The 12,980-nt window shown below is 65.1% G+C and carries 14 protein-coding genes; 3 read left to right on the top strand and 11 right to left on the bottom strand.

The genetic code is table 11. The annotated features are described in order from the left end of the window. The first annotated feature begins 28 nt into the window (after positions 1-28). Positions 29-1,342 (top strand): outer membrane protein assembly factor BamB family protein, encoded by a 1,314-nt coding sequence (locus BLR35_RS09915; RefSeq protein ID WP_090381132.1) that lies wholly within the window; start codon positions 29-31, stop codon positions 1,340-1,342. A 5-nt stretch (positions 1,343-1,347) separates the two neighbouring features. Here the strand turns inward: BLR35_RS09915 and BLR35_RS09910 are convergent, their stop codons facing one another. From BLR35_RS09910 to BLR35_RS09895, 4 genes are all read right to left on the bottom strand, one after another. Next, positions 1,348-2,448: an aminotransferase class I/II-fold pyridoxal phosphate-dependent enzyme gene (locus tag BLR35_RS09910; protein WP_090381129.1), complete on the bottom strand. Its 1,101-nt coding sequence runs from the start codon at positions 2,446-2,448 to the stop codon at positions 1,348-1,350. A gap of 63 nt (positions 2,449-2,511) precedes the next feature. Continuing rightward, entirely contained in the window at positions 2,512-3,594 is a 1,083-nt protein-coding gene (locus BLR35_RS09905; protein WP_090381127.1) for an enolase-like domain-containing protein, read from the bottom strand. 45 nt (positions 3,595-3,639) lie between these two features. Then, positions 3,640-5,265 (bottom strand): ABC1 kinase family protein, encoded by a 1,626-nt coding sequence (locus BLR35_RS09900; protein WP_090381124.1) that lies wholly within the window; start codon positions 5,263-5,265, stop codon positions 3,640-3,642. Positions 5,266-5,331: 66 nt separating this feature from the next. Next, positions 5,332-5,748, bottom strand: coding sequence for an Hsp20/alpha crystallin family protein (locus BLR35_RS09895; protein WP_090381122.1), 417 nt, complete (start codon positions 5,746-5,748; stop codon positions 5,332-5,334). 114 nt (positions 5,749-5,862) lie between these two features. On the opposite strand from BLR35_RS09895, the gene BLR35_RS09890 reads away from it, so the two are divergent. Next, positions 5,863-7,146 carry a molybdopterin molybdotransferase MoeA gene (locus tag BLR35_RS09890; RefSeq protein WP_090381119.1) on the top strand — a complete coding sequence of 428 codons (1,284 nt, stop codon included), beginning with the start codon at positions 5,863-5,865 and terminating at the stop codon, positions 7,144-7,146. 15 nt (positions 7,147-7,161) lie between these two features. On the opposite strand, the gene BLR35_RS09885 is transcribed toward BLR35_RS09890, so the two are convergent. Genes BLR35_RS09885 through BLR35_RS09855 form a run of 7 tightly spaced genes read right to left on the bottom strand, consistent with a single transcriptional unit; the run spans position 7,162 to position 12,220 of the window. Continuing rightward, positions 7,162-7,575, bottom strand: a complete 414-nt coding sequence (locus tag BLR35_RS09885; RefSeq protein WP_090381117.1) for an SHOCT domain-containing protein — start codon at positions 7,573-7,575, stop codon at positions 7,162-7,164. A 43-nt stretch (positions 7,576-7,618) separates the two neighbouring features. Then, entirely contained in the window at positions 7,619-7,840 is a 222-nt protein-coding gene (locus BLR35_RS09880; RefSeq protein WP_090381114.1) for a hypothetical protein, read from the bottom strand. Between the two features lie 57 nt (positions 7,841-7,897). After that, positions 7,898-9,025 (bottom strand): serine hydrolase domain-containing protein, encoded by a 1,128-nt coding sequence (locus BLR35_RS09875; protein ID WP_090381112.1) that lies wholly within the window; start codon positions 9,023-9,025, stop codon positions 7,898-7,900. A 42-nt stretch (positions 9,026-9,067) separates the two neighbouring features. Further along, a complete protein-coding gene (locus BLR35_RS09870; protein WP_090381110.1) occupies positions 9,068-9,787 on the bottom strand; it encodes a TOBE domain-containing protein in 720 nt (239 codons plus the stop codon). Beyond that, positions 9,787-10,554 carry an amino acid ABC transporter ATP-binding protein gene (locus BLR35_RS09865; protein ID WP_090381107.1) on the bottom strand — a complete coding sequence of 256 codons (768 nt, stop codon included), beginning with the start codon at positions 10,552-10,554 and terminating at the stop codon, positions 9,787-9,789. Before BLR35_RS09865 ends, BLR35_RS09870 begins: the two co-directional genes overlap by 1 nt. Beyond that, on the bottom strand, positions 10,551-11,267 hold the full coding sequence (locus tag BLR35_RS09860) for an ABC transporter permease (protein WP_090381104.1): 717 nt from the start codon (positions 11,265-11,267) through the stop codon (positions 10,551-10,553). The genes BLR35_RS09865 and BLR35_RS09860 overlap by 4 nt, the downstream gene beginning before the upstream one ends. Positions 11,268-11,278: 11 nt before the next feature. Beyond that, positions 11,279-12,220 carry an ABC transporter substrate-binding protein gene (locus tag BLR35_RS09855; protein ID WP_090381102.1) on the bottom strand — a complete coding sequence of 314 codons (942 nt, stop codon included), beginning with the start codon at positions 12,218-12,220 and terminating at the stop codon, positions 11,279-11,281. A gap of 393 nt (positions 12,221-12,613) precedes the next feature. Between BLR35_RS09855 and BLR35_RS09850 the strand changes: the two genes are divergently transcribed. Continuing rightward, positions 12,614-12,964, top strand: coding sequence for a hypothetical protein (locus tag BLR35_RS09850; protein ID WP_090381099.1), 351 nt, complete (start codon positions 12,614-12,616; stop codon positions 12,962-12,964). Positions 12,965-12,980: the final 16 nt, after the last annotated feature.

Raw genomic sequence — 12,980 nt, 5'->3', positions numbered from 1 at the left:
ATAGCTGACCGACGAATCGCTACGAGCGATGCCCTCCAGACGCGCCCTCCTCGCAGCCTGCGGCACGCTGACTCTCGCAGGCTGTGTCGGGTCACGCGACGACCCGACGGTCCGTGGATCGTGGCCACACCCAGGATACGACAGCACCCAGACAGGAGTCGTCGACGACGATCGGTCCGGTCCTCGAGGCCCGCTGACAGTCGAGTGGGAACGGTCGATTGCAGGATTCAGCCCCCCGAGAACGTCACCGCTACTCGAGGACGGGACAGTCTACGTCGCCTACACCGACGGACCACGGACCGGTCCGGAAGTCGACCGAACGGTCACGATCGAGGCGTTCGACGCGGCGACGGGCGACAGTCAGTGGACTGCTGCGGCGACGACTACCCGCGTGGGCGGCGATACGTATCACCACGCCGACTCGCTCGTCCTGGCGGGCGAGACGATCCTCGTTCAGACCGCAAACGGGCTCTGTGCCGTCGGAATCGACGGAACCGAACGCTGGTGCTTCGACAACGTCAGCGACGGACAGTCCACCCACTGGCCGATCGCACCTGCCATCGGCGACGATACCGTCTACACCGGCCACTACCGACAGCTCGGCCCCGACGAACAGGAGCCGGTATTCTACGCGATCGACCTCGAGGACGGGACCGAACGCTGGCGTTACGAGTTCGACGACTGGGACGGGCGGATCGTCTTCTCGCCCGCGATAGCGGACGGCGTCGTCTATCTCACGGAACTCCGCGAGGGGGTCAAGGCTCTCTCGACGGCGGACGGGACGGAACTGTGGAGCGTCCCGCTGGACGTCGACAGCACGCCGACGGTCGCGGACGACGCGGTGTTCGTGACGACCTGGGACGGTAACGACGAGTACGGTGCGACGGCACTCGAGGCGGACACCGGCGAGATCCGGTGGCAGGTCGAGGACCGGTACGACGGTGGTGCTCCGCGGCATCTGGCGGCGACCGAGGATACCGTCTACTACGATGCTGACGGTCGACTACTGGCGAGAGACACTGCAACGGGCGAGCATCGCTGGGAAAACACGGGTCGACAACTGATCTCGAGGGAGATCGACGACGACGCTATCGGCGAGGACGAGGGTGTCGTCGTCCGCACCGGAACGCCTGCCGTCGTCGGCGATCGGATCTACGTCGGTGGAGCCGATCTGGTGGTCATCGACCGGGAGACCGGGGACGTTCGGACGCGATACGATACGGGACAACGAGTGCGGACCTCCGTCGCAGTCGGCGACGGCTGGCTCTACGTGAACGACGGCTCCACACTGTACGGAATTACTGACTGCGAGACGGAACTGTTCGGTCGCTGTCTTCGCTGACGATTTCAGCCCTCGAGCACGCGCTCGATCCGCGCTAACCCGTCCTCGAGTTCGTCGGTCGGTAACCCGAACCCGATCCGGAACCTGTCCGGATGACCGAAGAACTCCCCGGGCGCGAGGACGACGCTCGCTTCCTCGAGGACGGTCCGACAGAACGCTTTCCCGTTCTCGAAGCCGTCCGGTACCGTCACGAAGCCGTTGACGCCGACGGGGTCGTACCACTCGAGGCCGTGGCGCTCGAGGAACGCCTGCGTGATCTCGTGGTTTCGTTCGACGTGGTCGCGGTTCTCCTCGAGGATCGATTCGCTCTCCTCGAGCGCCTGCTGTGCGACGTGCTGGCTGAAAATCCCGGGCGAGATGGTCGTGTAGTCCTTCCACTGGCAGGCCGTCTCGACGACTGCCCGATCGCCGGCGAGCCAGCCGAATCGCAGTCCTGCGAGGCCGTAGGCTTTCGAGAGGCTGGCCGTCGAGAGCCCGTGTGGGCCCATGCTGGCGACCGGCGGCAGCGGATCCTCCGCGAGCAGTCGGTACACCTCGTCACAGAGCAGATAGGCGTCGTTGTCTGCGGCGAGATCGTACAGCGTCTCGACCGTCTCGAGCGGGTGGTACCGCCCGGTCGGGTTGTTCGGGTTGTTCAGCACGATCAGGCGCGTCTCCGGGCGAATCGCGTCGGCGACGGCGTCGGGGTCCAGTTCCCAGTTCGTCGGCTCGAGCGGCACCCGCGTCACCTCGCCGAAGGCGTCGGGAACCGCGTGGAGCGACTGGTAGGTCGGCGTGACGACGACGGCGTGGGCGTCACCGCTCGAGGATGAGGACTCGAGGCCGGGCGGCGAATCACTCCCGAGAACGGACAGGAACGCGAGGAAGTTCGCCTCTTGCGTGCCGGTAGTACAGACGACTTCCTCGGCCGTTCGGTCGTATCGCTCGCCAATCCGCGCCCGGATATCGAGGCCGCCGTCGGTCGGGATTACGTATCCCAGTTTCCCGGGATCGGTGTCGAACCGATCCGCAGAGAGACTCCGAACGCCGCTTTCCGCCAGCATGATGTCGGCATCGTGTTCGTACTCGGCGAACCACCGCTCGAGGCCGAAGGGTTCGATCTGCATGGGCAGCGATAGCGTCGCGGGGACGAAAACAGTCCCGACCCGGGCTGACGTCAAGCAGCCTAACTACGCCGACGGCCAGCGGAATCCGTCCAGTTCTGCCGGTGGCTCGAGTGGACTCGCCGGCAACGTCTCGCCGACCTCGGGATCGTTGTAGGGGCCGGGCGCGACGTCGTTCGGCGCGTCGGGATAGAACAGCGCGGCGAGCGTCTGGAGCTGGCCGCGGCCGACGCCGAGTTCGAACTGGCCGCCGCCGTACAGCCGGATATCGCGCTCCTCGCAGTACTCGATCGTCTCGAGTAGCGACTCGAGCGAGCCAAAGCGCGAGGGTTTGACGTTCAGCCAGCCGGGTTCCCACGGGAGGTCCTCGACGTCCTCGCGGCCGTGGATCGGCGCGTCCCACGACACTCGCTCGCGGACGTCGGGGTCGTCGAACAGCGGTCGCGTCTCCTCGGTCAGCGCGGGGTCCTCGACGACGGCCTCGGGGAACCCCTCGAGCACGAGCGCGTACAGCTCCGGATCGGCGGGGACGTCGACGTCGGTCCCCTCGTACTGCCCCTTCAGGTCGAGGATTCGGACGTTCTCCGCGCCGACGGCGTCGTCCATGGCCTCGACGAGTTCGCGGTCCCACTCCGGCGTCGGATCGAGTTTGAACTCGAGGTCGGGGACGCGTTCGCGCAGTCGCTCGAGGCGGTCGGTCGTCGGTGGATCGCCGAGTCGGGTACTCGCGACGAAAGTTACCGGCTCGAGGGAGCGATCGAGCCGACTCGCGAGATCCGTTTCGGCCTGCCGGCAGGCGAGGTCCAGCGCCGCGCTCTCGAGAGCCCAGCGCCGATAGTTTCGAAACTCCTCGCGATCGGGTGCTCTCGCGGGGAAGAGGTCCAGATCGGCGACCGTTTCGGAAAACGACTCGAGGGTGTACTCGCCGGCCAGTTCGGGCAGCCCCGTCTCGGCGAGTCGGTCGTGTTCATCGGCCTCGTAGGTGACGTCCTCGCCGAGGCCCGATACGTGCTGCCCGTCGCCGTTCTGTCCGGCGAGCATCACCGTCGTCGTCACGCGAACGAAGTCGCTCGAGGTCTCTCGCTCGAGTTGCTCCGTCGAGACGCTATCGACTGTCAGCGGGAGGTCGGCGAGTCGCTCGTAGCTCATACGCAGCCGTCATCGGCCAGCGAAAAGAGCGTTGGCCCGGACGTGTCACTCCTCTCCGCGGCGCTGGCGGAGACTCTGGCGCGTGAACTGCGGGCGCGCGCGGATCGATCGCGACTGGCGGAACGACCGATAGAGCTGAATCGCCACGACGACCGAGAACGCCGCGGCGACGAGCGACGCCTCCGGTGCTTCCAGCGCGTAGAGTACGCCCATCGAGAACAGCGACATCGTGAGCAACATGCCGTAGATCAGTCGCTTCGCGAGGTTCTCGAAGACGCTCTTCGAGTCCTCGACGCCGATGCGGACGTAGAGGTCGTCCCGGTCGAGTCGGTCGAGGGCGCGTTCGGTCTTGGGGGTGATTCGGGTCAGCGATTCGGCGGAGCGACGGATCTGCTCTCCCGACTCGCTTACGTACTGGCGAATCGACTCCTCGCGATACCCCTGTTCGACGAGGTAGTCGGTCGCCGTTGCGATGAAGTCGTAGTTCGAATCCAGCGTCACACAGACGCCCTCGACGACGGTCGCGACCCGGAGGACGAGCGCGAGGTTCTTGGGCAGTCGCAGCGGGAACTCGTAGATCGAGTCCTCGACCTGGCCGATGATCTGCTGGACGCGGTACTGCTCGATGTCCTCGCCGCGAGCGTCCTGGATGGCCAGTTCCATCACCTCGGCCATCACCGCGCGGTCGGCCTCCGGCGAGAGCGTCCCGATTTCGATCAGCGCGTCGAGGATCGCGTCGATGTCTTGGTTCGCGACCGCGATGTAGAAGTCGACGATCTTCTCCTGGACGAACTCGTCGACCCGGCCGGACATCCCGAAGTCGTAGAAGACGATTCGCCCGTCGTCGGTTACGGCCAGGTTCCCGGGGTGTGGATCGGCGTGGAAGACGCCGTCGTCGATGATCATCTGCATATACGCCCACTGGAGGTCCTCGGCGATCTTGCTGCGGTCGATATCGCGTCGATCGAGTTCCTCGACGTCGTTGATCTTCGTTCCACCGACGTACTCCATCGTGAGCACGCGAGAGTTCGAGTAGCCGTCGACCACGTCCGGGACGACGTAACGGTCGTCGGTACCGACGTTGGCCTGGATCTCCCGGAGCATCTTCGCCTCGCGCTCGTAATCCATCTCCTCGCGGATCGTCTTCGAGAACTCGTCGGCGAGGTTCTCGAGCGAGAACGCCCGGGCGTCGTCGACGAAGTACAGCAGGATCGGTAGCGACCAGTGGATGACCCGCAGGTCGGCCTCGACGAGTTCCTCGACACCGGGTCGGCGGACCTTCACTGCGACGTCCTGCGTTCCGTCGTCGTCACCGTCGCCGTCGATCCGGGCACGATACACCTGCCCGAGACTCGCGCCGCTTATCGGATCGGTATCGAACGAGACGAACCGATCGTCGACGGAGCCGAGTTCTTCTTCGAGCACCACCTTCGCTTCTTCCCAGTCGGCCGGCGGGACGTCGTCCTGCAGCGACGAGAGCACGTCGATGTACGCCGGGGGCAACACGTCCGGTCGAGTCGACAGTAACTGTCCGAGTTTGATGAACGTCGGCCCGAGCGTGAGCAGCGACTCGAGCAGGACTTCGGCACGATAACGGTGTGTCTCGGGATCGACCCGTCTTCGACGCCCGAACAGGAGGAACCGACGACGGTCACGGGCGTACGCGAGCAACAGGGGGAGAAACTGCCAGGCGACGAGGACGAACCGTTTGTACGCACGGAAGGCGGGCAGTCTCGGTCACCTCGGTTCGTCGTCGATCGTCTCCTCGCTTTCGGGTAGGTCGTGAGTGTCGCGGTCCTCGTCGTCGACCACTTCGATCGTCGTCTTTCCGTCGGGGGCCTGCTTGGGGAGCGTCAACTCGAGGACGCCACGATCGACCGACGTCGACGCGTCGGCGGCGATTGCGTCGTCGGGAACCGGCAGCGAGACGTCGAAAAGGAGCGACCGGTTCTCCTCGAGATACTGGTAGTCGCCCGGGAGGTCCTTCTCTCGCTGGGCGTCGACGTAGAGCGTGCCGTCCTCGATGGTGAGGTCGATCGAGTCGGCGGTAACCCCCGGCACGTCGACGACGAGCAGGTAGGCCTCGTCGCTCTCGAGCAGGTCGAAGAAGACGTCACCGGAGAGATCCCGCAACGCGTCGCGGAGCGCTGACATAGCTACTGGTTCGAACGCCGATACGAAAAAGGCCGCGGTAGCGACCGATTCACGAGAACGAGTTCTGCCACCGGGTCCCCTACGCTTTTGCCCTCGGACGCCCCGATTCAGGGTATGAAAGGAACCGATAGCGAGCGCACGGAGGCCGGATTCAAGGTCCGGACGCCGGTCGACGAGGCGCGGCAGGTGCTCCGGGACGCCGTCGAGCGAGCGGGCGACGGGACCCCTGCCACCGGGACCGAGACTCTCGAGGTCGAGCGCGCGGACGGACGCGTTCTGGCCGCGCCCCTCGAGTCGGCACGGAACGTCCCCCACTACCGGCGGGCCGCGATGGACGGCTACGCCGTGCGCGCCGAGGACACCTTCGGAGCCAGCGAACGGTCGCCCGAGGTGCTTCGGACGGCCGGCAGCGCCGAAGACGAGGGGACGACCGTCGATCCGGGGGCAGCGGCCCGCGTCCACACCGGCAGCGCACTTCCAGACGGCGCGAACGCCGTCGTGATGATCGAACGCGTCGACCGAGTCGAGGCGACCGGCGAACTCGAGGTCGAGGACGCCGTCGCCGAGGGCGAAAACGTCGCACCGATCGGTGAAGACGTCGATGAAGGCCAACAGCTCTACGACGCGGGCCATCGGCTCCGGCCGTCGGATCTGGGCCTCCTTCGCTCGGCGGGATACGCTCGCGTCGACGTCGCGAAGCGACCGACCGTCGGTGTCGTCCCCACGGGCGAGGAACTCGTCGATGGCGATCCCGGCCCTGGGGAAGTGATCGAGACCAACGGCCTCACCGTCTCGAGACTGGTCGAACGCTGGGGTGGCCGGGCGACCTACCGGGACATCGTCACCGACGACCCCGAGTCGCTGCGGGTGGCGATCCAGCGCGACTTGACGAAAGACGTCGTCGTCACCACCGGCGGCTCTTCGGTCGGCGAACGCGACCTCCTGCCGGAGGTCATCGACGACCTGGGTGAGGTGCTCGTCCACGGCGTCGGCCTCAAACCCGGCCATCCCGTCTGTCTCGGCATCGTCGAGGACACCCCCGTCCTCGCGCTCCCCGGCTATCCCGTCGCCTGCATCGTCAACGCCGTCCAGTTCCTCCGACCGACGCTGCGCTGGCTCGAGGGGACCACCCCCGAACCCCATCCGACCACGCAGGCGGTCCTCGAGCGCAAGATCCCCAGCGAACCCGGGACGCGAACGTTCGCGCGAGTGCAACTCGAGGAGCGCGACGCCGAGGAGGACGAACCCGCGTTCGGGGCGACCCCGACTCGAGCCAGCGGCTCCGGCGTACTCTCGAGCGTCGCGCTGGCGGACGGCTGGGTGGTCGTCGACGACGACCGCGAGGGAATTCCCGAGGGTGAGACGGTTGCCGTCCAGAACTGGGAAGTCAATCCCTGATACGGACGGCAGCAATTACCGCTCGCGCTCTCGTTCCAGTTCCTCGTTCATCGATTCGCTCGTCCGACCGCCGGAAAATACGTCCTCGAGTGCCTCTTCGACACCGACGAGGCGCTCGAGGCGGTGTTCGAACTCCTCGTCGTCGATCCGCCCCTCCGCGTACTGGCGTTTGAGTTCGTCGATAGCGTCGTCTTCGGACGAGCGATCGGTCGTGGCTGTCGTCGTGGGTTCCGCTTCGAACCACCAGTCGGCGATCTCTTCGCCCCAGAACAGGAAGATCGGCGCGAGAAAGAACCAGCCGACGATCGCGAGTATCCCCGCGACCGCCTCGAGACCGAGTATCCCCACGAGACTGATGAGCGCGAACGTCACGATCCCGATCAGGAGCCAGAGTTCCTCGGCCACGAACTCCTGAAGGTCGATCGCCATACCGGACGTAGGACGGGATCCTACAAAGAAACACTGGCGAGATTCACGCTCTCCGCGTCTGAAGCGCCTTCGCGTATCGATACGCTGTCGCGAAGACCAGCGCGTTCGTCGAGAGACTCGAGAGCAACAGGAACTGATTCCGTCGCTCGGTCCACTCGATCCGTTCCCGTTCCTCGGTCGTTCGCAGGACGGTAAGTTGCGAGACGGCAGTTCCCGTCCAGCCGACGACGGCCAACGCCGCGAGGACGCTCCGGAGATCGGCCATACACCCGCTATCCGCTCGAGGCGTATGGCTGTTTCACCGGGTTTCCGCGTCTGCGAGCTACGCCACTGCGAGTCGAACCGCGTTCGCGAGGTCCCGCACTCGAGCGACGTGTTCGTACGAGCCGTCCCGGACGCCGTTTGTCACGTAGGCGAACGCGACGTCGGCTTCGGGGTCGGCCCAGCCGACGCTGCTGCCGAGGCCGGCGTGACCGAACACGTGGTCGGGGGTCAGGGAGCCGAACGGATCCACTGTCGTTCCGCCCTTCCAGACGCCGAGGCCGAACCTGGCCGGCCGCGAGAGGGTGCCGTCGGCGTCGGTCTCGGCCTCGAGCGTCGTCATCGCGTCGACTGCTTCCTCGGAGAGGATCCGAGTGCCGTCGAGTTCGCCGCCGTTTCCGAGACAGGCGTAGAACCGGGCCATGTCTCGAGCGGTGCCGATCCCGTTCGACGCCGGGATGACGGCTCGCCGAACTCGCTCTTCGTTGAACGGCTCCGCGACCAGCCGGTGATCGCCGAGTCCTTCCCCAGGGTCCCGACAGCGATCGAACGACTCGAATCCGACGAGCGTCGCGGCGTCGTCCGGTTCGTCGTCCCGGAGTCCGATTCCCGTCTCGTCCATTCCGAGTGGTTCGAACACGCGCCGGGCGGCGGCGTCCTCGATCCGTTCCCCGGACACCCGGCGGACGAGTTCGCCGACCAGCCAGCCGAACGTGATCGAGTGGTAGGCCGCTCGTTCGCCCGGTGGGTAGGTTGGCTCTGCGTCCTCGAGCGCCTCGACGACGGTCTCCCAGTCGGTCCACGCGTCGGGCTGGCTCTCGATTCCACATTGTGGGAGGCCAGCCATGTGACTGAGGACGTGCCTGACCGTGATCTCTGCCTTCTCGCTGCCCTCGTCGGCGAACTCGGGCCAGTGGTCGACGACGCGGTCGTCGTACGCGAGTGCTCCCTCGTCGACGAGGCTGTGCAACGTCGCGGCCGCGTACGGTTTCGTACAGGAGAAGAGAACGTAGCGAGTGTTCGTCGTCGTCGGTTCGCCGTCTGGCCCCGTCACGCCGCCGGCGTGGTCGACGACGAGATCACCGTCGACGAAAACCGCGAGCTGTGCACCGTGATGGAGGCCGGCCTCGAGGTGGCGATCGAACAGGGCGACGATTCGTTCCCGATCCGTCTCGAGAAGTCGCGACATGCACGCGATAAGCAGCGGCCAGTTTGTAACCGTTCCCATCCGCTACGAGTCGCCGTCGATCCGGGTCGCCCGTGCAGCCGTCGCCTTGAACGACGCGACGACCTCCCGGCCAGGCTCGAGGGAGAGTCGATCCGCGCTGGCCTGCGTGACCAGCGCCTGTAGTTCGACCCCGTCGCCGTCCTCGTCGGTGTTGCCCTCGAGCGCAACCGTCACCCTGACGATCGCATCACCGGACTCGGTCCCGGAGACGGTGCCAGTGAAGCTGTTCCGGAGACTGGTCCCGTCGGGGTCCGGTGTGTCGATGGGATCGGTCAGGACGACCGCGTCGGAGCGAACGCTTACCTGGACCATCGTGGCCTCTGCGGGAACCAGCGCCACGACCGGACCGATCGGCGTGTCGACGGTCGCGAGTTCGCCCGTTCGCTTCTGGACGGTGCCGGTGACGACGGACTCGGTGACCCGTGCAACGCCGCCGAGTTCGGCGTCGTGGCGCTCGAACTGCCGGCGAAGTTTGCGTGCCGTCTCGGTGAGTTCCGTCCCGCCGCCGCCGCTGCCCCCACGTCGACGCTCGGTGATCGTCCCGACGGCGTCTTCGATCTCGACGATCCGATTCTGGAGCCGTGCGTAGGATCGGCCGAGTGCGTCGGCTGCAGCGTGCATCGAACCGTGTTCGTCGATCGCCTCGAGCATCTCGACGTCGCGGCGGTCGATCGTGACGTCGTCGACCGAGAGCGTCGTGGTGTATCCTTTCTCGATGGCCATCAGTAGATCAGTTCTCCGTCGATGAACTTCCGCGTCCGTTCGTCCGCCGGATCGTCGAACATCTGCTCCGTCTCGCCGACCTCGATGACGTCGGTTCCGAGCAGGACGGCCACCCGATCCGCGATGCGTTCGGCCTGATGCATGTCGTGGGTCGCGACTGCGACGCCGATCCCGCGATTTCGGGCCTGCTGGACGGCGTCCTCGATGACCGCCGTGTTCCGTGGATCGAGGTCGGACGTGGGTTCGTCGAGCAGGAGAACGTCGGGGTCGTACGCGAGCGCACGGGCAAAGGCGACCCGCTGGGCTTCGCCGCCCGAAAGCGACGAGGCGTCCTGTTCTGCTTGCTCGGCCATGCCGACCGTCTCGAGGGCGTCGATAGCATCGCTGGTTCCGTTCGTCTGGCCGACGAGACTCGCGACTTCGTGGCGGAGACGGTCGTGCCACGACTGTCGAACGCGCAGGCCGTACGTGACGTTGCGGCGCACGTTCGCGTCGAAGAGACTCGGCTCCTGGAACACCATGCCGATTTTCCGCCGGTACTCGAGTCGTTGCCGTTCGGGTGCTGTCCAGACCTCGTTGCGGTCGTACTCGATTCTGCCGTGGTCGGGGGCGTCGAACAGCGCGAGCAACCGCAGCAGTGTCGACTTTCCGACCCCCGAGGGGCCGATGATCGCGAGCACTTCGCCACGATCCACCGACAGGGACACCTCTTCGAGAACCGTCTCGTCGTCGTAGCCGTAGTGGATGGCTGTCGCCTCGAGCGTCATCGGTATCGCCCTCCGTCGTTTCCGTACCGGAGTACGATGGCGTTGACGAGCAGTACGAGGACGACCAGGACCGCTCCCAGCAACATTGCGGTTTCGAACCGGCCCTGGCGGGCCTCGAGCTGGATCGCTGTCGTGAGCGTCCGGGTCTTCGACTGGCCGTCGGGACCGACGATGTTGCCGCCGACGATGAGGACGGAGCCGACCTCACTGATCGCCCGTCCGAACCCGGCCAGGATCGCCGTCGCGATTCCGTACCGAGCCTCCTTGATCGTTACCAGCGCGACGTCCGTCCGGGTGCCACCCATCGCGAACGCCGCGTCGCGGACGTTCTGTTCGACGCTGCTGACCGCGGCGAGACTGACGCCGATGATGACTGGCGTCGCGAGCACGAACTGGGATAGGATCATGGCTTCTCGCGTGAACACGAGATTCAGCTCTCCCAGCGGCCCCTGGTTCGAAACCGCAAACAGGACGACGAGCCCGACGACGACGCTCGGAAACCCCATTCCGGTGTTGATCAGCGCCGTGAGCAGCCCTTTCCCCGGAAACTCCTTGAATCCGACGAGAAGGGCGACTGGGAGGCTAAATAGCGTACTCAGTGCGACCGCCACGAGACTCACGTACAGTGAGACGGAGACGATACTGCGGACGTACTCCCACTCGAAGGGGAACTCGGCCAGCACCACCGGCAGGAGCGTGAATTCGAACGGCATTCTTCCTCGAGTTACTCGTCACCGTTCGAGCCGTCCCACCCGTCGGGGACGTACTGTCGGAAGTTCGGTTCCTCCGCGATCGCTTCGGGGAAGAACAACTGTTCGCCCTCGACGGTGTAGCTCTCGATTATCTCCTGTCCTTCGAGGCTCGTGACGTAGCCGATGTAGGCCATCGCGAGGTCGTAGTTCACGTTGTCGTGAACGGCGGGGTTGACGGCGACGATGCCGTACGGATTCCTGAGTAGTTCCGGCCCGCCCTCGATCGGTCCGTCGACGTGGATCTCGAGGTCGATCTCGTCTCGCATGGAGAGATAGGTCCCGCGGTCGGCGAGCGTGTATCCACCCTGCTGGTCGGCCTGGACGAGGACTTCACCCATTCCCTGACCGGCTTCCATGTACCACTCGCCGAAGTCGCCGTCGCCGACTCCCGCTTCGTCCCAGATCTCGAGTTCTTTCGCGTACGTTCCCGAGTTGTCGCCACGGGAGACGAACGTCGACTCCGACTCCGCAATCGCAGTTACGGCGGCAGTCACGTCGTCGGTTCCGGCGACCGACGCCGGGTCGTCCGATCCACCGACGACGACGAAGTCGTTGAACATGAGATCGCGGCGATTGACGCCGTACCCCTCTTCCACGAACTCGTCCTCGAGCGACCGGGCGTGGACCATCACGACGTCCGAGTCGCCGTTCCGTCCGGTCTCGAGGGCAGCACCGGTTCCCTGTTCGATGGCGTCGACGGTGACGCCGTACCGGTCCTGGAAGGGAGCGTTGAGTTCGTCGAGCAGGCCGGTGTCGTACGTGCTCGTCGTCGTCGTCAGCGTCAGCGTTTCGCCGCTTACGCCGGGGTCGCTCCCATCGGTGCCCCCGTCGCGACTGAGTGCTGCACAGCCAGCGAGACCGATGGTTCCGCCAGCCCCAACGGTAGCGAGGAACCGACGACGTTGTATCGACATAGATACTACGACGAATGCGACCGAGAAATACCTTTGGGTCAGTAGGTAACTGAAACCGACTACGTACTTACGATATGTCGGGAGATAGGGAGTCAAAACAACTACTTCTGGTTACGCTGAGCATGCCAGTACGTCGCCACAGACAGTTCGCTAGTTGGTCGTCGAGAGAACAACTTCAGTCGCCACTACAAGTCACTGCATACCTGATCGAACGAGAGCTGTGCGATCAGGTGTAGATAGTTGCAGTTGGTACTGTATTACCGCCGTACGGCGGGTTCTAGCCCCGTCAGTCCTGGGCAAACGAGATCGATCGAATTATCGGAGAACAGACCTGTGACAGGCACTATACAATCTGCCAGAGCTATTATTTATCTTGAATGCGGCTGGTAGTCTATGAAGCGACGACGGCTGTTAGCTGTAGGGGGTACGCTAGCGGTGACGACACTGGCCGGGTGTACGGGTGGGGCCCCCGGAGACATAGAAATCGTCGACGACACACTCACCGACAGTAGCAGCTATACGTTCGAGGCCGAGCCTGGATACGAACTCATCATCGAGTTCGCTCTCAGGAGAGGAACGTTCGCTCACGCGGACCTCCTGGACGAGGACGAGAACAGAATCATGTACGAGCAAACCGACCGTGGCGAACTGGAACACAAGGAGACGCTCGAGGACGGTGGAACGTACCACCTCGAGGTCGTCACGGACGGGTGGGTCAACGCGAGGATCGGGCTAGCGACCTGACGGCGTTCCGTTCGAC

Origin of the sequence: Natronobacterium texcoconense (assembly GCF_900104065.1) — an archaeon.
Taxonomy (GTDB): Archaea; Halobacteriota; Halobacteria; order Halobacteriales; family Natrialbaceae; genus Natronobacterium; species Natronobacterium texcoconense.
This window is presented reverse-complemented; position numbering and strand designations above follow the sequence as displayed.